Origin of the sequence: Arthrobacter sp. NamB2 (assembly GCF_005281365.1) — a bacterium.
In the GTDB taxonomy this organism is placed as follows: Bacteria; Actinomycetota; Actinomycetes; order Actinomycetales; family Micrococcaceae; genus Arthrobacter_D.
Genome location: NZ_SZWI01000001.1, coordinates 472,023 through 491,707 on the forward strand (window position 1 = coordinate 472,023; position 19,685 = coordinate 491,707).

18 protein-coding genes are annotated in these 19,685 nt (G+C 68.5%); 4 read left to right on the top strand and 14 right to left on the bottom strand.

Annotation, left to right across the window (positions count from 1 at the left end; all coding sequences use genetic code 11):
- Positions 1-9: 9 nt before the first annotated feature.
- Positions 10-2,193: an alpha-galactosidase gene (locus FDK12_RS02160; RefSeq protein WP_189636234.1), complete on the top strand. Its 2,184-nt coding sequence runs from the start codon at positions 10-12 to the stop codon at positions 2,191-2,193.
- On the opposite strand, the gene FDK12_RS02165 is transcribed toward FDK12_RS02160, so the two are convergent.
- From FDK12_RS02165 to FDK12_RS02215, 11 genes are all read right to left on the bottom strand, one after another.
- Positions 2,190-3,290, bottom strand: coding sequence for a glutamate--cysteine ligase (locus FDK12_RS02165; RefSeq protein ID WP_137367998.1), 1,101 nt, complete (start codon positions 3,288-3,290; stop codon positions 2,190-2,192). The two genes, FDK12_RS02160 and FDK12_RS02165, sit on opposite strands and share 4 nt — an antisense overlap.
- Positions 3,291-3,410: 120 nt before the next feature.
- On the bottom strand, positions 3,411-4,145 hold the full coding sequence (locus tag FDK12_RS02170; RefSeq protein ID WP_137367999.1) for a metal-dependent transcriptional regulator: 735 nt from the start codon (positions 4,143-4,145) through the stop codon (positions 3,411-3,413).
- A complete protein-coding gene (locus FDK12_RS02175) occupies positions 4,145-5,107 on the bottom strand; it encodes a metal ABC transporter permease (RefSeq protein WP_137368000.1) in 963 nt (320 codons plus the stop codon). Before FDK12_RS02175 ends, FDK12_RS02170 begins: the two co-directional genes overlap by 1 nt.
- A 1-nt stretch (position 5,108) precedes the next feature.
- Positions 5,109-5,921: a metal ABC transporter ATP-binding protein gene (locus tag FDK12_RS02180; RefSeq protein WP_137368001.1), complete on the bottom strand. Its 813-nt coding sequence runs from the start codon at positions 5,919-5,921 to the stop codon at positions 5,109-5,111.
- Entirely contained in the window at positions 5,918-6,844 is a 927-nt protein-coding gene (locus FDK12_RS02185; RefSeq protein ID WP_137368002.1) for a metal ABC transporter substrate-binding protein, read from the bottom strand. The genes FDK12_RS02180 and FDK12_RS02185 overlap by 4 nt, the downstream gene beginning before the upstream one ends.
- A gap of 31 nt (positions 6,845-6,875) precedes the next feature.
- A complete protein-coding gene (locus FDK12_RS02190) occupies positions 6,876-7,631 on the bottom strand; it encodes a class I SAM-dependent methyltransferase (RefSeq protein WP_223263031.1) in 756 nt (251 codons plus the stop codon).
- Between the two features lie 36 nt (positions 7,632-7,667).
- Positions 7,668-8,477 carry a histidinol-phosphatase gene (hisN, locus tag FDK12_RS02195; protein ID WP_104118103.1) on the bottom strand — a complete coding sequence of 270 codons (810 nt, stop codon included), beginning with the start codon at positions 8,475-8,477 and terminating at the stop codon, positions 7,668-7,670.
- Positions 8,478-8,609: 132 nt separating this feature from the next.
- Positions 8,610-8,813 carry a cold-shock protein gene (locus FDK12_RS02200; protein WP_137368003.1) on the bottom strand — a complete coding sequence of 68 codons (204 nt, stop codon included), beginning with the start codon at positions 8,811-8,813 and terminating at the stop codon, positions 8,610-8,612.
- Between the two features lie 187 nt (positions 8,814-9,000).
- Positions 9,001-10,131 (bottom strand): ribosome small subunit-dependent GTPase A, encoded by a 1,131-nt coding sequence (locus FDK12_RS02205; RefSeq protein ID WP_137368004.1) that lies wholly within the window; start codon positions 10,129-10,131, stop codon positions 9,001-9,003.
- Entirely contained in the window at positions 10,128-11,507 is a 1,380-nt protein-coding gene (aroA, locus tag FDK12_RS02210) for a 3-phosphoshikimate 1-carboxyvinyltransferase (protein WP_223263032.1), read from the bottom strand. The genes FDK12_RS02205 and aroA overlap by 4 nt, the downstream gene beginning before the upstream one ends.
- 5 nt (positions 11,508-11,512) lie before the next feature.
- Positions 11,513-12,061 (bottom strand): DoxX family protein, encoded by a 549-nt coding sequence (locus FDK12_RS02215; protein WP_137368005.1) that lies wholly within the window; start codon positions 12,059-12,061, stop codon positions 11,513-11,515.
- Between the two features lie 378 nt (positions 12,062-12,439).
- Between FDK12_RS02215 and FDK12_RS02220 the strand changes: the two genes are divergently transcribed.
- Together FDK12_RS02220 and rsrA are read left to right on the top strand one after the other, a co-directional pair.
- A complete protein-coding gene (locus FDK12_RS02220) occupies positions 12,440-13,135 on the top strand; it encodes a sigma-70 family RNA polymerase sigma factor (protein WP_223263033.1) in 696 nt (231 codons plus the stop codon).
- Entirely contained in the window at positions 13,132-13,392 is a 261-nt protein-coding gene (gene rsrA, locus FDK12_RS02225; RefSeq protein ID WP_104118097.1) for a mycothiol system anti-sigma-R factor, read from the top strand. Before FDK12_RS02220 ends, rsrA begins: the two co-directional genes overlap by 4 nt.
- A gap of 115 nt (positions 13,393-13,507) precedes the next feature.
- Here the strand turns inward: rsrA and FDK12_RS15435 are convergent, their stop codons facing one another.
- Positions 13,508-13,582 carry a 50S ribosomal protein bL37 gene (locus tag FDK12_RS15435; RefSeq protein ID WP_369299106.1) on the bottom strand — a complete coding sequence of 25 codons (75 nt, stop codon included), beginning with the start codon at positions 13,580-13,582 and terminating at the stop codon, positions 13,508-13,510.
- Positions 13,583-13,794: 212 nt separating this feature from the next.
- Between FDK12_RS15435 and FDK12_RS02230 the strand changes: the two genes are divergently transcribed.
- Positions 13,795-14,760, top strand: a complete 966-nt coding sequence (locus tag FDK12_RS02230; protein WP_137368006.1) for a zinc-binding dehydrogenase — start codon at positions 13,795-13,797, stop codon at positions 14,758-14,760.
- A 90-nt stretch (positions 14,761-14,850) separates the two neighbouring features.
- On the opposite strand, the gene FDK12_RS02235 is transcribed toward FDK12_RS02230, so the two are convergent.
- Both FDK12_RS02235 and FDK12_RS02240 read right to left on the bottom strand, forming a co-directional pair.
- Positions 14,851-15,450, bottom strand: coding sequence for a GDSL-type esterase/lipase family protein (locus FDK12_RS02235; RefSeq protein WP_137368007.1), 600 nt, complete (start codon positions 15,448-15,450; stop codon positions 14,851-14,853).
- Between the two features lie 149 nt (positions 15,451-15,599).
- Positions 15,600-19,481: a multifunctional oxoglutarate decarboxylase/oxoglutarate dehydrogenase thiamine pyrophosphate-binding subunit/dihydrolipoyllysine-residue succinyltransferase subunit gene (locus FDK12_RS02240; RefSeq protein WP_137368008.1), complete on the bottom strand. Its 3,882-nt coding sequence runs from the start codon at positions 19,479-19,481 to the stop codon at positions 15,600-15,602.
- Positions 19,482-19,685 lie beyond the last annotated feature (204 nt).

Consider the following 19,685-nt stretch of genomic DNA (forward strand, 5'->3'; position numbering starts at 1 on the left):
AAATAATCAGTGACGATCACCCCCCTCCACCTTTCCCGCGGCGGCACCAGCGTGGTGCTCGATCCCCACCAGTACGGACTGCCGGTCCTCGCTTATTGGGGGCCCGATCTGGGCGACCTCGACGCCGATCAGCTGGCGGCGCTCACAGCCGCGCAGCGGCCGCAGCGTGTCTCCGGTGGTATCGATGTCCCCGCGAGGCTGACCCTCCTGCCCCTCGAGTCCGCGGGTTGGCAGGGGACGCCGGGCCTGACCGGTGACCGCGCGGGAACCCACCTCTACCCGCGCTTCACCGTCGTCTCGATGGCGGCCGGCGTCGGTGGGGCAGCCGCGACGATCGAGGCTAGGGACGACGACGCCGGACTCGCACTGAGCGCGCACGTGGGCCTGAGTGAATCAGGCCTCTTCACGCAGCGGCTGGTCGTGACCAACACGGGCCATGACGACTACGAGGTCAGATCCCTCAATCTCTCGTTCCCGTTGTGCCATGCGGCCGCTGAGGTTCTCGACACCACTGGGCGGCACCTGCGGGAGCGTTCACCGCAACGCCACGACCTCACCGTCGGCACGTACGCACGGACGAGCCGGCGCGGACGACCGGGAGCGGATGCCACCGTGCTCCTTGCGGCAGGCATCAGGGGTTTCGGCTTCGAGCAGGGCTTGGTGCAGGGAATACACATCGCATGGAGTGGTAACCAGCACGTCCTGGCCGAGAAGACGCCGGCTGGAGATGCCTTCCTGGCTGCCGGCGAGCTGCTTGCGCCACGGGAGGTCGTGCTCGCTCCGGGGGAGAGCTACTCCACCCCGGAGGTCATCGGCTCCTGGGGTGACGGGCTGAACGAGCTGTCCGGCCGCTTCCACCGGCACCTGCGGTCTCGGCCGGTTCATCCCCGGCGGCCACGGCCCGTCACGCTCAACACCTGGGAGGCCGTCTACTTCGACCTCGACATCACGCGTCTGCGGGCCCTCGCCGACAGGGCTGCGGCCCTCGGCGTCGAGCGATTCGTCCTGGACGACGGATGGTTCCGTGGGCGGCGTGATGACACGTCGAGCCTTGGAGACTGGTACGTGGACGAGACGGTGTGGCCGGACGGCCTGACGCCGATCATCGACCATGTGCGCGGACTCGGCATGGAATTCGGGCTCTGGTTCGAGCCCGAGATGGTCAATCCGGACTCCGACCTCGCGCGTGCGCACCCGGAGTGGATCCTGCAGCCCGAGGGGCGGCTACCGCTTCCCGGGAGGCAACAGCAGGTGCTGAACCTCGGCCATCCTGATGCCTACGCGTACATCCTCGAGCGCCTCGATGACATCCTCACGGCCAACGACATCGCGTACGTGAAGTGGGATCACAACAGGGACTTGCTCGAGGCCGCCGACGCGCGCACCGGCCGGGCAGCAGTCCACCGTCATGTCGAGGCGCTCTACCGCTTGCTCGACGAACTCCGGACCCGCCATCCCGACCTCGAGATCGAGTCCTGCGCGTCTGGCGGGGCCCGCGTCGATCTCGGCATCCTCGCCCGTACGGACCGGATCTGGACGAGTGACTGCATCGATCCGATCGAGCGGCTCGTCAACCAGAAGTACACCGGGCTCGTCGTCCCGCCCGAACTCATGGGAATGCACATCGGCGGCCCTGCCTCGCACTCCACGGGCCGCGCCCATTCGTTGCCGTTCCGCGCCGGCACGGCTATCTTCGGCCATTACGGCATCGAGTGGGACATCTCCGACCTGACGGAGGGGGAGTACGAGATCCTGGCGCGCTACATCGGACTCCACCGTGCGTGGCGCGACGACCTGCACCGCGGCACCCTGGTCCACGCGGACCTGGTCGATCCTTCGATGGACCTGCGGGGCATCGTCTCCCAGGACCGCCGGCGCGCCCTCTTCGGCTACTCCCTCACCGGTTCCAGCGCGAGCTACCCGCCCGGTCCGCTGACGTTCCCCGGGCTCGATCCCGAGGCGGTCTACGAGGTGCGCCTCGCCGTCCCGCAGGAGGGGCACCCCGGGAACGGGCAGTCACCGCTCGCCTGGCTCCACGCGGCACTCGACGGCGAGCCGCTGCGGCTTTCCGGCCGGGTGCTGGGCCAGGCCGGACTCCAGGCTCCCGTGCTGCTGCCCGAGCAGACGCTGCTCATCGAACTGCGGGGCGACCAAGCCGATCAAGCCGTCGACGGCATGGCAGGGCTCCGCTAGGGCTCGAACGTCAGCGAGTGGCCGTAGAGGGACAGCAGGGCTTCCATGCCGCCGTCGCGCATCGCCCGGCGCTGCCGCTCGGCGCCCGTGCCCCGTTCCTTCATCGTTTCCACCCCGGCGCGCACCCAGTCGGCGTCGCCCTCGGATGCGAGTGCCGGGCCGACGTGCTCGAGGAACGACTCGAGGAGCTGACCCGCAGGCACGGGTTCAGCCGCGACCGGGTCGACGAGCGTGCCCTTCATGCCGTCCCGCGCAGCTTGCCAGAGCGCGGCGTCCAGGAGTTCCGGATCCGGGACGAGGGGAGTGCTGTCCCGCTCGGCGTCGCCGAGGGCGGTGACGACGAGCGCGCGCGTCAGGGCACCGAGCAGCACGGAGTCCTGCGCCTCGAGCTGCACGTCGCAGGCCCTGAGCTCCAGCGTGGGGTAGTGGTCCGAGAGCCTTGCCACCCAGGTGAGGACCCCGCGGTCCAGAATGGCTCCACTGGCGCCGAGACGGGTGATCCTGCGCTCGTAGTCGGCGGCATCGGCGAAGTACGGCGGGATGCCCTGGACGGCCCATCGGCGGTAGTGGATGACGCGCCAGCTGCCGAAGCCGCTGTCCCGGCTCAGCCAGTAGGGCGAATTGACGCTGAGCGCGGTGAGCAGCGGGATCCAGGGACGGATGCGGTTGAGTGCCTGGATGCCGCGCTCCTGGTCCGGGACACCGACGTGCACATGGAGCCCGTTGACGAACTGGTCGCCGACGATTCCCGGCGCGCTGGCCCTCAGGTCCTCGTAGCGTTGCTTGTCGGTGAGCTCCGGGTACGCCTGCCGGATCCAGGGAGCAGTTCCGGTGGCAGCACCGATGGTTCCCACGCGTGTTGCCGCGCCCGCGAACTTCCGCCGGAAGTTCAGGAGGGATTCTTCGGCCTGCGTCAGCGTCTCGCACACCGGGGTGGCCGTCTCGATCTGGCAGGACAGCAGTTCCCGCTGGATTTCGTCATCGCTGATCTCCGGCGTCGATTCGAGCAGGCGCTCGACCTCCCCGGCGCGGTGCGCCGGCAGGCCCGATCGCGGTTCGAGCAGTAGGTATTCCTCCTCGAGGCCGAGAGTGGTCATCGGGGAACTCCGTTCAGAAGGAGGGGCGTGCAGGCATCCGAACCAGTCTAAGAGCCACCCGCGCAGAAACCATGCGCACCCCGTGGCGTCCCCGGGCGCCTGAAGCGCTTCCCCGACGCGTCAACAGGTGCCGCTGGAGATCGTGCAACCCTCGTGGGATGCGGTGCTCTCGATCCACAGGGCACGCGCTAGGGCCGTGTCGACGGCCAGGTGCGGCGCGGAGGCCTCCGCACCGAGGCGCAGGCGAAGCCGCACACCGACCTCCCGCCCGGCGAGCAGCAGGTCGTCGTCGAGCGAGATCCCGTTGCGGTCGAGGAAACGCAGGACGTCCGGGTCGTCGTCGCTCACGCGCACCAGTCGGCCCGCGTGCCCGTCATCGAGGTCGTCGAGGCGGTGCGCGGGCGGGTAGTGGACGGTGCCGTCCGCAGCGGGGATGGGATCGCCGTGTGGATCGCGTCTCGGGCGGCCGAGCTTTGCATCGAGTCGTTCGATGAAGGCATCCGAGACGGTGTGCTCGAGCAGCTCGGCCTCGTCGTGCACCTCGTCCCAGCTGTAGCCGAGCTCGGTGACGAGGAACGTCTCGAGGAGCCGGTGCCTGCGCACCATGGCGAGGGCGAGGGCCTTACCGGAGGACGTGAGGCTGATGGGGCCGTACTTGCGGTGGTGGGCCAGCCCCAGGTCGACCAGCTTCGCGACCATCCCGGTGACGGAGGAGTTGGCGACCGAGAGGCGCGCGGCCAGATGCGTTGCGGTCATGGCATCGCCCTGCCACTCGGTGAAGGAGTAGATGGCCTTGACGTAGTCCTGCACGCTTGTCGACTCGATGCTGAGGACCGCACCCCGCCTGCCTGCCATCAGGCGTCCGCGCGCGCGGAGACGCCGGGGGCCCGTGTCATCGCCGCCGGTGCCGCCTGCGTGGCCGTGCTCCCAGCGGTGGGGAGGCCGGTTCCGGACTCGGCGCCGGTCCGGGACCGCAGGCGTCGTCGCGCCTGCCACACCACCCCGTCCGGCCGTGCCACGAGGTAGACGACGGTGAACACGAGCGCCTGGCACAGCACGACGGCGGCCCCTGTCGAGATGTCCAGGTAGTAACTGGCATAGATGCCGGTGATCGACGCCGCGACGGTGAGTACGACGGCGATCACGAGCATCCGGTCGAAGCTGCGGGACAGCAGGAACGCCGTCGCCCCGGGGGTGATGAGCATGGCCACGACCAGGATGATCCCGACGGCCTGGAGTCCGACGACGACGGTGAGCGCGAGCAGGCCGAGCAGCAGTGCCGACAGCAGCCGGGTGTTCAGTCCGATGACGTGGGCATGGGTGCGGTCGAACGCCAGGAGTGTCAGGTCGCGCCGTTTGAACAGCAGGATGGCGAGCGTCAGGGCCCCGAGGACGAGCACCTGCCACACCTCGGCGGCGGAGACGCCGAGCACGTTGCCGAACAGGATGTGCATCAGGTCGATCTGGGAGGGCGTGGCGGAGACGATGGCGAGTCCCGCGGCGAACAGTGCGGTGAAGACCACGCCGATCACGGTGTCCGCCTTCAGCTTCGTCGTCGACCGGACGATCCCGATCAGCGCCACGGCGGCAGCGCCGAAGACGAAGGCCCCGATCGAGAAGGGGATGCCGATGATGTAGGAGAGCGCGACGCCGGGCAGGACGGCATGGGACACGGCGTCACCCATGAGCGACCACCCCATCAGGATGAGCCAGCAGGAGAGGACGGCGGCGACGACGGCCGCTGCGACCGTGACGGCGAGGGCCCGGGTCAGGAAGCCGTACTGGAGGGGTTCGAGGACGAAGGCGACGATGTCCATCTCAGGAATTTCCTTCCGGGGTCGCAGGTGAGGAAGCCGGCGGGGAATCATCGGATGCTGCCGGCCCGAAGGCGAGGGCGAGGTTTCCCTGCGTCAGGACCTCCGACGGAACGCCCTGTGCCAGGACCCGCCGGTGCAGGAGGACCGCCTCATCGCACAGTTCGGGCACGCCCGCGAGATCGTGTGTCGACATCAGGACGGAGCGTCCCTCGTCCCGCAGCACCTTCAGCAGGTGAGTCATCGTTGTCTGGCTGGCGCGGTCGACCCCTGCGAACGGCTCATCGAGCAGGAGCAGCCGCGCGTCCTGGGCGATGCTCCGGGCGATGAACACGCGCTTGCGTTGTCCGCCCGACAATTGGCCGATCTGGCGCCTCCTGAGGTCCGCCAGCCCCACCCGCTCGAGGGCCTCACCGACCGCGGCGCGATCGGCCGCACGGAGACGGCGGGCGGAGCCCAGACGGCCGTAGAGGCCCATGGCGACGACGTCGGCCACGGACACCGGGAACGTCCAGTCGACCCCCTCGGCCTGCGGCATGTAGGCCACCAGCCCCTGCTTCCGGGCGCCCGCCGTGGGCATGCCGAAGAGCTCCACGGTGCCGTGCTGGGGAACGAGGAGCCCCATGAGCGAGGTGAACAGAGTCGACTTGCCCGATCCGTTGACGCCGATGAGACCGCAGATCCGGCCGGCGTCGAGGCTCAGCGTCACGTCGTCGAGAGCCTGGACGTCGTTGTAGCGGACGCTGAGGCTCCGCACTGCGAGGACGGGTGACGTCGTCGGCGCGTCCGCTGGTTCTGTCGGGTGGACGGTGGTCATCGCGCGAGTCCTTCCGTGATGGTCCTGAGGTCGTGGCGGATCAGGTCGAGGAAGGTCGGGACCGGGCCGTCCGCCTCGGACAGGGAATCCACGTAGAGCATGCCGCCCAGCTCCGCACCGGTAGCGAGGGCCACCTGCTCCTGCGCCGAGGGGTTGACCGTCGATTCGCAGAAGACCGTGGGCACCCTGTTCTCCTCCACGAAACCGATGACCTCCCGGATCTGGCGTGGCGTTCCCTCGGCGTCCGCGTTGACCGGCCAGATGAATGCCTCGTCCAGGCCGGCGTCCCGGGCGAGGTAGGAGAAAGCTCCCTCGCAGGTCACGAGCGCCGCGCCGTCGACGTGGGCGAGGTCCGCGCGGAACCCGTCGAGGAGCTCGCCGAGCTGGTTCTTCAGGTGCTGGCCGTCCGCTTCGAACTCGGCGGCGTGCTCGGGGGCGAGTTCGGTGAGGGCACGGACGGCATTGTCCACGTAGGTCTGCGCCGCGAGCGGAGACATCCAGGCATGCGGATTCGCGAGGCCGGAGTAGTCGCCGGAGCGGATGTCGACCGGTTCGACGCCCTCCGACAGGACAGCGTGCGGCGCGTCGACGGACTGCAGGAAGCGCTCGAACCACCGCTCGAGGCCGAGTCCGTTGTCGAGGATGAGGTCGGCGTTCTGGGCCCGGACGAGATCGGAGGGCGTCGGTTCGTACCCGTGGATCTCAGCCCCGACCTTGGTGATCGACTCCACGCGCACATGCCCACCGCCCACGGTGTCCGCGAGGTCCGCGAGCACCGAGAACGTGGTGAGTACCAGGGGCCGGGAGTCGGCGGAGGCGGGCGATGCCTGCGCCTCGGGACCAGGGGCGCAGCCGGTCAGGAGCAACGCCGCGGCGATGCAGCAGCCAGCGACCAGCCGCAGGGCACTCGTTTTTTGAGGCATACCTAAAAGTAGCGTTTAGGCATGGCGAAATCTAGCGCAGGGATGCTCTCCATGCATGGGTGTAGTACGGGACACGGATCACGGCGTCGCTGCTGAACGCAAGGTACTCCGTGAGGTACCAGAGCAGGTTCGAGTCGACGCGCTCCCGCAGCAGAGCCGACGCGCGCTGGTAGTAGCTGCGGGAGCGCGCGAGGTCGACGACGTCGGCGACGGCGAGATCCTGGGTCCAGTGCACGAGCAGCTCCTCCGCCGGACCGAAGGCCCCACCGAAGTCGGGCCGGTACGCCGGCGAGAAGACGTCCCCGGCGTGCATGATGCGGGAGAGCCTGTGGACCCAGGGAAGCGAGACGTCGAGCTGGTTCCAGACGAGCGCGAGGCGCCCTCCCGGACGGAGCACACGGCCTGCTTCGCGCAGGGCTGCGGGGTGGTCACACCAGTGCCAGGCCTGCGCGAGTGTGAGGAGGTCCATCGATGCCGCCGGCAGCAGGGAATGCTCCGCCGTGCCCAGCAGGACGGGGATCTGCGGCAACCGTGCCGTGAGGACGGTGAGCATGTCCTCCGACGGGTCCACGGCCGTCACCTCGAGCCCGCGTCCGGTGAGCAGGGAGGTGAACAGTCCTGTCCCCGCACCGATATCGGCGACCCGACGCGCATGCTCGGGGATGAGCCAGTCCGCCACTGCTGCGGGGTACCCCGGACGGACACGGTCGTAGCGGCCCGCCCCGGAGAGGTAGGCGCTCGCCATGAGCCGGCGTCGCTCCTCATCGAGACGCGGACCGCGGCTCACCGTGCTACGCCCCGGGGCGCCGGGTCCGGGCCGCGCCTAGAACAGGTCATCCACATCGGGATTGAGCGTGCGGAGCACGTCGCTGTGCAGCGTGCCGTTGGTCGCGAGGGCATTGCCGCCGAAGGGCCCTTCCTCGCCGTCGAGCGATGTGAAGCGACCACCGGCCTCGGTCACGATCGGAACGAGCGCCGCCATGTCGTACAGGTTCAGTTCCGGTTCACAGGCGATGTCGACGGCGCCCTCCGCCACAAGGCAGTAGGACCAGAAATCGCCGTACGCCCGGGTTCGCCACACGCGGTCGGTCAGATCGACGAACTCGTCCAACGCGCCGCGCTCCCGCCAGCCGGACAGGCTCGAGTAGGACAGCGAGGCGTCCTCCAGACGTGAGACGTTGGAGACCCGGAGGCGCTGGGCTGCCGCGAGCGACTTGCCCGTATAGGCGCCCGTTCCGTCGGCCGCCCACCAGCGCTTACCCAGAGCGGGCGCGCTCACGACGCCGACCACGGGTTTGCCGTTGTCGATCAGGGAGATCAGCGTCGCCCAGACCGGCACGCCGCGCACGAAGTTCTTGGTGCCGTCGATCGGATCGATGACCCACCTGCGGGTTCCCGAGCCCGTGCTGCCGAACTCCTCGCCCAGCACCGCGTCCCGCGGACGGGCCCGGGACAACTGTCCGCGGATCGCCTCCTCGGCCCCCTTGTCGGCATCGGTGACGGGGGTGAAGTCGGGCTTGGTCTCGACGCGGAGGTCGAGGGCCTTGAAGCGGGACATCGTCTGGTCGTCGACCGAGTCGGCCATGATGTGGGCGAGACGGAGGTCGTCGTTGTAACCCTGCGTGAAACTCATACGACTCAACCTATCGTCTCGGGGGACCCTTCCCGCGCCGGGGCGCCGGAAGCCCCGGAACAGCAGAAAGCCACCGTCGGCATGCGCCGGGCGGTGGCTTCCTGACCATGCCGCAGGGCGGCAGGAGAAATATTAGAAAACGGTGATGTTCTCGGCCTGGGGACCCTTGGGACCCTGGGTGGTCTCGAAGTCGACTTTCTGGTTCTCTTCGAGGGAACGGTAGCCGTTCGAGTTGATCGCCGAGAAGTGGGCGAAGACGTCAGCGCCTCCGTCGTCGGGAGCGATGAAGCCGAAGCCCTTTTCGGCGTTGAACCATTTCACTGTGCCTGAAGCCATGCTGTATTTCCTTACCTGGGAGAGCCTCCCGACGTTCGGGTGCTCATCGTGGTGTTCGTTACTCGCTTTTCGTCAAAAGCTGTCGAACTCCAGGTGGAGGGTCAAGGCTTGAAATTTAATGCGCAAACAACAACAGCCTCCAGCCTAGCAGTGTTCCGGGGTCAGCCCGGACCACCTGCTGCTCCGCCTACTGCTGACCGAGTTCCTTCGCATCATGGCTGCTGCCGCGGGCGTCGGCGATGCCCGCGCCGAGCAGGCGCCTCAGGGAGGCCAGGCGTACCGGCCCGGACTCGCCGGCCAGCCCTTCCGCCACGAAGCTGTCGAGTCCGCAGTCGACGGCGACGTCATCATGGCGGCACCCGCGCTCGCAGCGCTCCGTCCCCGGTTCCAGGTCGGGGAATGCCTTGAGGATGCGATCCGCGTCCACGTGCGCGAGGCCGAAGGAGCGAATGCCCGGCGTGTCGATGATCCAGGTGCCCGGCGAAGCATCCGTCGCCTTGAGGGCGAGTGCGGACGAGGACGTATGGCGGCCCCTGCCCGTCACCGCATTCACGCCGCCGGTGGCCCGGGTACTGCCGGTCAGCGCGTTGACCATGGTCGACTTGCCGACCCCGGAATGCCCGAGCAGCACGCTCACCTGGCCGTCGAGTTCGTCCCGCAGTGCGTCGACGGCGCCGTGCGCCAGGCGTGCTGAATCGCCGTCGTCGGACCTCGCCTCGATGCCCACGGCCTCGTCCGTCCGGCTGATGATCACGCGCAGGTCGAGGTGCTCGTAGTTGGCGAGAAGGGCGGCGGGATCCCGCAGGTCGGCCTTGGTGATGCACAGCAGTGGTTCGATCCCGGCGTCGTAGGCCGCCACGAGCGCCCTGTCGATGAAGCCCGTCCTCGGCTCGGGATTGGCTGCGGCGACGACGATCACGAGCTGGTCGGCGTTGGCGACCACCACCCGCTCGACCGGATCGGTGTCGTCGGCGCTGCGCCGCAGGACGGTGCGGCGCTCCTCGATGCGCACGAGCCGAGCGAGTGAGTCGGCACCGCCGGACAGGTCGCCCACCAGTGCCACGAGATCACCTGCGACGACGGCGTTCCGACGCAGCTCGCGCGCACGGGCTGCGATCACGATCCGCTCGTCCGGGGTGTCCTCGTCGACGACGGTGGTGTATCGGCCGCGGTCCACGGTGACCACGCGTCCGGTCACGGCGTCGTCGTACGCCGGACGGTTCTTGGTCCGGGGGCGGGATCCCTTCTTGTTGGGCCGGATCCTGATGTCGGACTCGTCCCAGGACCGGGATCCGCGGCGGTTGCCGGACTCGCTCATGCGTGAGCTTCCCACGCGGAGACGGCGGCGGTGGCGGAGGCGGCGGTGGAAGTGGTGGCGGTGGCGGTGACGGCAGCCCAGAGCTCGGGGAACTCAGGCATTGTCTTGGCCGTCGTCGCGATGTTCTCCACCTCCACGCCCTCCACGGCGAGCCCGATGATCGCGCCGGCGGTCGCCATGCGGTGGTCCTCGTACGTGTGGAAGCGGCCACCGTGGAGGGGTGCAGGCCGGATGATGAGCCCGTCCGCCGTCTCCTCGGCGTCACCGCCGAGTCCGTTGATCTCGGCGACGAGCGCCGCAAGCCGATCGGTCTCGTGCCCGCGGAGGTGCGCGATTCCCGTGAGGGTCGACGGCGTCGTCGCGAGCGCACAGAGGGCCGCGACGGTCGGAGCGAGTTCGGAGGTGTCCGCGAAGGTCCCGCCCGAGATCGAGGGTCCGCCCGTCACGGTGAGCACGTCGCCGTCGAGACGGGCTGAAGCGCCCATCAGCGGAAGGATGCGCCGCCAGTCATCGCCCACCTGGGTGGTCCCCGCGGGCCAGTTCCGCACGCGGACGGTTCCGCCGGTGACCACGGCCGCGGCCAGGAACGGGCCCGAGTTGGACAGGTCGGGCTCGACCGCGACGTCGAAGGCGGCGATGGGACCGGGGGAGACCCGCCAGTTGTCCGGCACGGTGTCGTCGACGGATACGCCGAGTGACCTCAGTGTCTCGACGGTCATGCGGACGTGGTCCAGGCTAGGAACGGGCTTGCCCACGTGTTCGAGGTGCAGGCCCTCCGTGAACCGTGCGCCCACGAGGAGGAGCGCGGACACGAACTGCGAGGAGGCGGAGGCATCGATGACGAGGTGCCCGCCGCGGACGCTGCCTTCGCTGTGCACGGTGAACGGGAGGGAGCCGGATCCGCCGTCGTCGACGGACAGCCCGAGACCGCGGAGCGCCTCGACGATGCTTCCCATCGGACGGCGCCGGGCGTGGGGATCGCCGTCGAACCTCGTGGAACCGGGAACCAGCCCGGCCAGCGGAGGGACGAACCGCATGACCGTGCCCGCCAGTCCACAATCCACTGCACGGGACTGCCCACCGCCCGTCCTGCCCGGCAGGGGGGTGACGTGCAGATCCGGGCCGAAATCGCCGTCGCCCGGCACCTCGTCGATCACCGCGCCGAGGGAGCGAAGGGCAGCGACCATGAGGGCGGAGTCGCGTGAGTGCAGCGGGCGCCGGATGACGCACGGTCCGTCGGCCAGCGCGGCGAGCACCAGGTAGCGGTTGGTAAGTGACTTCGAGCCGGGAACCGAGATCTCGGCATCCACGGGACGGGTCAGGCGGGGTGCCCGCCACAGGTGCTGGTCGGATCCCCCGCCTGAAGACGCTGTCACGGAACTTATGAACCGACGACGTCGGCAGCGGTCTTGCGCACGGCCTGGTCGGCCTTCTGAAGCTGCTTGCGGGCATCCCTGCCGAGGCCGGCGGCGCTCTTCTTGGCATCGATCGCGAGGTGCTCGGCGCGCCAGGCGATGCCGGGACGGCCGTTCGTGTCGACGGTGGCCAGCAGGACGGCGCCGATCAGCGAGAGGTTCCTGAGCAGCTGCGAGCGGCGTGCTTTCTTGCCCTCCGTGGTCGAGCCATCGGCCGAGCGGTAGTCGACAAGGGTGTTGACCGTGGCCGTCACGGCGAGCAGGAGGGCCGCGACGCGGGAGAACCGCCCGATACCCAGCAGGAGTGCGGCTCCGACCTGAGTGGCGCCGAGCACCTGACCCACGAGCTTCTCGTTGCCGGTGACCGCTGCTGCCGAGGGGACCACTCTGGTCAGGCCAGCGAGGACGGGCTTGAGCTGGGGAGCGGTGGTGCCGGCAGAGCGGAGCCGGTCCACGCCCGAGAGTGCGAAGCTGCTGGCGATCAAGGGTCGGGCGATGACGCGGACAAGGGTCACAATTGCCTCCTGGTTACCGGCGGGATCCGCCGAGCATTGGGTTCACGGGTACGAAGCACGCTGGGTCTAGTTTTGCACGCCGCACCAGCACGCGCGATCCGGAGCCGCTTCCGTATCAGCGCTTGCGGCAGGGGCGGCGGCGGCGAGGGCGGGGAAGCGGCGGGTAGTGACTCCGGCCGGGGTGGCCTGCCGCAGGAATAAGGCGGTTCTCGAGGGGGTTGGAAGAACCATGGAAACATTCGGAACGGGACATCGGAGGCGCGTGTGACGGGCTCACAGACCGGGACGGTAGTGCCGGCGGATTTCCAGCTGTCGACGTCGGTCCAGAGGCGCGCTTCGACGGCGCCGCGACAGCGGGGACGCGTAGACTTTGGCACGATGAATACAACAGCCCCCGCAGGCAGCAGCCAGGCCGAAGATGCACAGTTGGACGTGTCGACGGAGTCGGAAGCCGACCGTAAGGCCCGCTTCGAGCGTGACGCCATGCAGTACGTCGACCAGCTCTACTCCGCTGCCATGCGCATGGCCCGCAATCCCAGCGACGCGGAGGACCTCGTGCAGGAGGCCTACACGAAGGCGTTCTCCGCCTTCCACCAGTACAAGCCGGGAACCAACCTGAAGGCGTGGCTGTACCGCATCCTCACCAACACCTACATCAACCTGTATCGCAAGAGGCAGCGGGAGCCGCTGCAGTCGCACTCCGACACCATCGAGGACTGGCAGCTCGCAAAGGCCGCAGAGCACACCTCCGCCGGTCTCCGCTCGGCAGAGGCCGAGGCGCTGGACCACTTGCCGGACTCCGACGTGAAGAGTGCGCTCCAGGCGATCCCGGAGGAATTCAGGTTGGCGGTCTACTTCTCGGACGTCGAAGGCTTCGCGTACAAGGAAATATCGGAAATCATGAACACGCCCATCGGGACCGTCATGTCCCGGCTGCACCGCGGCCGCAAGCTGCTGCGTGAACTCCTCGCGGAGTACGCGCGTGAGCGGGGACTCGGTGTCACCGCAGGTGCTGGTGCCAAGACCCAGAGCGGGGCGGGCGCAGCGGGCGAGGAACAGGAGATGGAGAAATGAGCGATTGCGAGAGTATGGGCGATTGCGCCGACTCGAGGATCGAGAGGCTGTACGAGTACCTGGACGGCGCACTGTCCCACCAGGACCTCGTCGAGATCAAGGACCACCTGAACGGGTGCCCGCAGTGCGCCGAGGAGCATGATCTCGAATGCGTGATCCGGTCGGTCGTCAAGCGATCCTGCACGGAGGTTGCGCCGTCGACCCTGAAGGCGAGCATCCTCGACCGCATCAGCCAGCTCAAGACCGTGGATCACTGACTCCCGGCACCTGGCGGACGCGCGAGGCGACAGTGCCCCACACGACAGAACCTCCGGCACCCTGACGGGCCGGAGGTTCTGTCGTTCGTGCTGGCGGTGCTTGTAACGCCTGGACTCAGGTGTTGGGGCGCTTACCGTGGTTTGCGCCTCCACGCTTCCGGTCGCGACGCTTGCGTGCTCGCTTGCTCATGGCTGCCTCCTTCTTCTTCAGGCACTGTAGACGTGCAGAACTGCACCCAAGTCTCCCATACCGCGACCGGCGTCGCCTAAACAGCTCCGACCCCAGCGCGACGGCGGCGCTGCACGCGGCGTCGGGACAGCGCCGCCGACAGCTCCGACACAGTTCTGACGACAGCGCTACCCCTAGGATGGGGGCACCGTCCGTGTCGAAGGAGATGACCTATGCGTGCCGCCTACGCCGCCACCCAGTCGGGGGACGATCCGCTCCGCGGTCTCGTCGTCGGCGACCTCGACGTCCCGGCCGCTCCCGAGGGGTTCGTCAGGGTCGAGGTCGTCGCCTCCTGCCTCAACCACCACGACCTGTGGTCGCTGAAGGGCGTCGGGCTGCCGCAGGACCGGCTTCCGATGGTGCTCGGGTGCGACGCCGCCGGACGGGACGACGACGGCAACGAGGTGATCGTCCACGGCGTCGTGTCCTCGCCGCAGTGGCGGGGCGACGAGACCCTGGACCCGCAGCGGTCGCTCCTGTCGGAGCGGTACCCGGGAACCATGGCGGACTACGTGTGGGTGCCCGAGCGGAACCTGGTCCCGAAACCGCCGGAACTGTCCTTCGAGGAAGCCGCATGTCTGCCCACGGCCTGGCTCACGGCCTACCGCATGCTGTTCACCGTCTCCCCGGCGGCACCCGGCGCCACGGTGCTCGTGCAGGGAGCCGGCGGTGGCGTCGCGTCCGCCCTGATCGCACTCGCAGCGGCCGCCGGCTTCCGCGTCTGGGCGACGAGCCGCAGCGGGTCCAAGCGGCAGCAGGCGCTGGAGTTGGGAGCCGACCAGGTGTTCGACACCGGTGCACGGCTGCCCGAGCGCGTCGACGTCGTCTTCGACTCCGTGGGTGAAGCCACCTGGGCGCATTCCCTGAAGTCGCTCGTGCCCGGAGGAACAGTCGTGACGTGCGGCGCCACGAGCGGTGCCGCGCCCTCGGCGGACCTCAACCGGGTGTTCTTCCTCCAGTTGCGCGTGCTGGGCTCCACGATGGGTACCCGGGAGGAGCTCGTGCGGCTCACCCGCTTTTTGGTCGCGACCGGCGTCCGGCCCGTCATCGACGCGGTGCTGCCCCTCGAGGACGCGCCCCGGGGTTTCCAGCGCATGCTCGACGGCGACGTGTTCGGCAAGATCGTCTTCCGCCACTGACGCGCGCGTGGCCCGGAACGTGAAAGGGAACCCTCCACGGGAGGGTTCCCTTTCGGTACTACGGCGACCTGGAGGGTCGGTGCCCGGCGTCTACTCCGGCGCGGGCATATCCAGCCACTGGAACCAGCCGCGGTGCAGCACGAGCCAGGCGATCAGCCCGTACCCGGCCTGTCCGGGCGTTCCGCCGTTGGCAGCGAGATCATGGCGCCACTGCTCGTGCGCGAGCAGCGGCGTGAAGGTGTCCACGAAGACGTGTTTGCGACGCGTCGTCACGTCGCCGAAAGCGGCCGAGAGGTCGGCGAGGCGGCGGTTGCGTTCGGCGTCGAGTCCGGGAGGGGGCCCGACGACCAGGACCTTGACGCTCATCTGGGCTGCGCCGTCGAGAATGTTGGCAAGGTTGAGCCGGCTCCGCGCGGTCGACAGTTCGAGGTCCAGGTCGCGGTCGGAGAGGCCGATCACGAGCCGGTTGTCGGCGCCGTCGTCGAAGCGGCGCCCCGCCTCCTGCAGCCAGCGGTTCGCCAGCGCCTCGGTGCCCTCTCCGGGCGCCGCGAGGCTGTACGCCTCCAGCGAGGCGTTGTCGGGGCGGGTACGGGCCATCACGCGTCCGACCCACCCGAGCGCCCGCGGATCACCGAGCCCCGCGAGGAGTTCGTCGCCCACTGCTGCTAGTCGGATTCTGCGTTGTTCCACTGGTCCCTCGGTGTGCTGGTCGTCGGATGGATGCGGGCCGCCGGATGAGCGGCGCACGCTCCTGAAGACATGAACCTTGTCCGAGGCATGGCTCGGTTAAAGACATTGAGTGGGGCCTCGGCCCCACCCAACATCATACTGATGGCCTGCTATTGACGGCCGAAGGCCCTCTTGATGAGGAGTTCCTGCTCCACCGCGTGGCTCTTGGCCGATCCGGTCGCCGTGGAAGCGGACGCCGGTCGGGACGCGAGGCGCATCGGCCGGTCCAGCTCCTGCGGCAGGTTGAGGCCGATGAACGGCCAGGGTCCCTGGTTGGCCGGCTCGTCCTGCGCCCAGACGATCTCCGCGTTCGGGTACTGGGCCAGTGCCGCCCTGATCTCCTCCAGCGGGAGCGGGTACAGCTGCTCCACCCGGACGATGGCGGTCCTGCCGTCGTCCAGCTTCTGCCGGGAGGACAGGAGGTCGTAGTAGAGGCGACCGGACACGAGGATCACGCGCTCGACGTCACTGCCGGCAGTGCCGAGGGTGGTGTCGGGGATGACGGGCTGGAAGGTGCCCTGCGTGAAGTCCTCCACCGAACTCGCGGCGGCTTTCAGGCGTAGCAACTGCTTCGGCGTGAAGATCACCAGCGGCTTCCTCGGACGCTTGTACGCGTGGCGACGCAGCAGGTGGAAGTGCGACGCCGCGGTGCTCGGGTTGGCGACGACCATGTTCTCCTCGGCACACATCTGCAGGAAGCGCTCGATGCGGGCGGAGGAGTGATCCGGCCCCTGGCCTTCGTAGCCGTGCGGCAGCATCAGCACGAGGGAGGAGCGTTGCCCCCACTTCTGCTCTGCGGAACTGATGAACTCGTCGATGATGGTCTGTGCGCCGTTGACGAAGTCGCCGAACTGCGCCTCCCAGATCACGAGCGCATCCGGCCGCTCCACGGAGTAGCCGTACTCGAAGCCCATGGCCGCATACTCGGACAGCAGGGAGTCGTAGACCCAGAACTTCGCCTGGTCCTCGCTGAGGTCGTCCAGCGGGAGCCACTCGTGGCCGGTCGCGCGGTCGTGGAACACCGCATGGCGCTGCACGAAGGTACCGCGGCGCGAATCCTGGCCGGCGAGCCTCACTGGCACGCCCTCCATGACGAGCGAACCGAAGGCCGCGATCTCGCCGAAGCCCCAGTCGATCCCGCCTTCCCTCGACATCTGCTCGCGCTTCTCCAAAAGGGCCTTGAGCTTCGGGTGCACCGTGAAGCCCTCGGGGACAGCGGTATGAGCGGCGCCGATGTGCGCCAGCATCTCTGCGCTGATGGCGGTCCGGCGGGCGTCGCTGTCGCCGCCGTCCGCCTGCTGCGCGTACGGCCGCTCGAGGTCCGACACCGCCTGCGGGTCCTTGGTCACGACCGGGATCGGCGACGTCTGGGCCGCGTGCGTCTCGGCGAAGACGCGCTCCAGGCGCTCCTGGTAGTCGCGCAGCGCCTGCTCCGCCTCCTCCTGGGTGATGTCCCCACGACCGATCAGGGCCTCGGTGTACAGCTTGCGCACCGAGCGCTTGGCCTCGATCAGGTTGTACATCATGGGCTGCGTCATCGAAGGATCATCTCCCTCGTTGTGGCCGCGACGGCGGTAGCAGACCATGTCGATGACGACGTCCTTGTTGAACCGCTGGCGGAACTGGTACGCCAGCTGCGCCACGCGCACCACGGCCTCGGGGTCGTCCCCGTTCACGTGGAAGACCGGCGCCTGGACCATCTTCGCGACGTCGGTGGAGTACACCGAGGAGCGCGACGACGTCGGGCTCGTGGTGAAGCCCACCTGGTTGTTCACGATCACGTGGATGGTGCCACCGGTGCGGTACCCGCGCAGCTGCGACAGGTTGAGGGTCTCCGCCACGACGCCCTGGCCGGCGAAGGCGGCGTCGCCGTGGATGAGGATCGGCAGGACGGGGAAGGTGTCGCCCTGGTCGAGGAGGTCCTGCTTCGCGCGGACGATGCCCTCGAGGACGGGATCGACGGCTTCCAGGTGCGACGGGTTCGCGGCGAGGTAGACCTTCGTCTGGTTCCCGGCGTCGGACGTGAAGGTGCCCTCGGTACCGAGGTGGTACTTGACGTCGCCCGAGCCCTGGACGGAGCGCGGATCCTGCGTACCCTCGAATTCGCGGAAGACCTGCGCGTAGGTCTTGCCGGCGATGTTGGTGAGCACGTTCAGGCGTCCGCGGTGGGCCATGCCGATGGCGACCTCGTCGAGGCCGTCGTCGGCCGCGCCCGAGATCACGGCATCGAGCAGCGGGATCAGGGACTCCCCGCCTTCGAGCGAGAAGCGCTTCTGGCCGACGAACTTCGTCTGCAGGAACGTCTCGAAGGCCTCCGCCGAGTTCAGCTTGTGCAGGATGCGCAGCTGCTCCTCACGGCTCGGCTTCGAGTAGGGGTGCTCGAGCTCGTCCTGGAACCACTGGCGCTCCGCCGGGTCCTGGAGGTGCATGTACTCGATACCGGTCGTGCGGCAATAGGCATCCCGCAGCACCCCGAGCATGTCGCGGAACTTGAGCATGGGCTGGCCGCCGAAGCCGCCCGTCGGCCACTCACGGTCGAGGTCCCACAGGGTGAGCCCATGGGTGCGGATGTCGAGGTCGGCGTGCTTGCGCTGCACGTACTCGAGCGGATTGGTGTCCGCCATGAGGTGCCCGCGCACGCGGTAGGCATGGATGAGCTGCTGGATCCGGGCGACCTTGTTGATCTGGTCCACCGGGTCGACCTGGATGTCGGCGCTCCACCGCACGGGCTCGTAGGGGATGCGGAGCGATTCGAAGATCTCGTCGTAGAAGCCCTGCTCACCCAGCAGCAACTGGTGGATGATCCGCAGGAACTCACCGCTGCCGGCACCCTGGATGACGCGGTGGTCGTAGGTCGAGGTGAGCGTGATGGTCTTGCTGATGGCGTGCTTGGCGAGGGTCTTCTCGCTCGAACCCTGGAACTCCGCAGGGTATTCGAGGGCACCGGCACCGATGATGCACGCCTGGCCCTTCGAGAGGCGGGGGACCGAGTGGACGGTACCGATGCCACCCGGGTTGGTGAGGGAGACCGTAGTACCGGCGTAGTCGTCGGCCCCGAGCTTCCCGGCGCGGGCCTTTTTCACCAGGTCCTCGTAGGCCTGCCAGAACTCCGAGAAGTTCATGGTCTCGGCCTTCTTGATGTTCGGGACCACGAGCGAGCGCGTGCCATCGGGCTTCGGCATGTCGATCGCGAGGCCGAAGTTCACGTGGGCGGGCTGGACCGCGGACGGCTTGCCGTCGATGACGTCGTAGTAGACGTTCTGCGACGGGAACTGGGCCAGTGCCCGGATGATGGCGTAGCCGATCAGGTGGGTGAACGAGACCTTGCCGCCGCGAGCGCGGGCCAGGTTGCTGTTGATGACCACGCGGTTGTCGATCAGCAGCTTCGCGGGGATGGCCCGGACGCTGGTCGCCGTCGGGACGCTCAGGCTGGCTTCCATGTTCGTGGCGATGGCCTTGGCCGGTCCGCGGAGGACGCTGACCCTGTTCTCCTCCATGTCGCCGTTGAGGGCGGAGGCGGGGAGCTGCGCCGGGATGGGCTTCGCGGCGGGCTTGTCATCCTTCGGAGCGTCGGGCTTCTTCGCCGGCTCCTTGGCCACGGGGGGCTTGCCGCTCTGCTGGGTGCTCGCGGGGCTCTCGCCGGACGCCTTGGGTGCCGGCGCCTCGGCCTTGACGACGGGCAGTTCCTTCGTCGGGGGATGGGCGTCCGTCGAAGCACCGGACGCCGGGGTGCCGGACGAGGGGGCCGCCGGCGTGGTTCCGTTGGGCGCCGGGGCCGTGGCAGCGGGAGCCGATGCCGGTTCCAGGGGCCTCTCCGCGGAGTGGCGGCCGTTCTCCGCCGGAGCGTTCTCCGCATCGAATGAATCGAACAGGTCCCACCACTTCCTGTCGACCGAGTGGCGGTCCTGCTGGAACTGCTGGTACAGCTCGTCAACAAGCCACTCGTTCCCGCCGAACTCTTCAGGTAGACGGTGGCTGGTTTGTTCTGGCACTTGGTATACGCCTCTTCCGTAAGTTGCCCTGAGCGCGGTGCGGGCGGCAAGATCGGCGAAAAGCCGTGTCTGGACCCCGTCCAAGTGTAGTGACAGTAGCAACGAACAATCCAATCAGGCGTGTCGGCCGGAGCTGCGGCGTGCGATACTGCGCCCGGGCACCGGCGACGGGCGTGCTTTGGGCTCCCTCGGCAGGGCGAATGG

Bases quoted from the DNA above. Each gene is read 5' to 3' on its own strand.
- FDK12_RS02165 (WP_137367998.1), bottom strand. From the start codon at position 3,290: ATGACCACTCTCGGCCTCGAGGAGGAATACCTACTGCTCGAACCGCGA.
- FDK12_RS02170 (WP_137367999.1), bottom strand. From the start codon at position 4,145: ATGGCAGGCAGGCGGGGTGCGGTCCTCAGCATCGAGTCGACAAGCGTG.
- FDK12_RS02175 (WP_137368000.1), bottom strand. From the start codon at position 5,107: ATGGACATCGTCGCCTTCGTCCTCGAACCCCTCCAGTACGGCTTCCTG.
- FDK12_RS02180 (WP_137368001.1), bottom strand. From the start codon at position 5,921: ATGACCACCGTCCACCCGACAGAACCAGCGGACGCGCCGACGACGTCA.
- FDK12_RS02185 (WP_137368002.1), bottom strand. From the start codon at position 6,844: ATGCCTCAAAAAACGAGTGCCCTGCGGCTGGTCGCTGGCTGCTGCATC.
- hisN (WP_104118103.1), bottom strand. From the start codon at position 8,477: ATGAGTTTCACGCAGGGTTACAACGACGACCTCCGTCTCGCCCACATC.
- FDK12_RS02200 (WP_137368003.1), bottom strand. From the start codon at position 8,813: ATGGCTTCAGGCACAGTGAAATGGTTCAACGCCGAAAAGGGCTTCGGC.
- FDK12_RS02205 (WP_137368004.1), bottom strand. From the start codon at position 10,131: ATGAGCGAGTCCGGCAACCGCCGCGGATCCCGGTCCTGGGACGAGTCC.
- FDK12_RS02220 (WP_223263033.1), top strand. From the start codon at position 12,440: ATGAATACAACAGCCCCCGCAGGCAGCAGCCAGGCCGAAGATGCACAG.
- rsrA (WP_104118097.1), top strand. From the start codon at position 13,132: ATGAGCGATTGCGAGAGTATGGGCGATTGCGCCGACTCGAGGATCGAG.
- FDK12_RS02230 (WP_137368006.1), top strand. From the start codon at position 13,795: ATGCGTGCCGCCTACGCCGCCACCCAGTCGGGGGACGATCCGCTCCGC.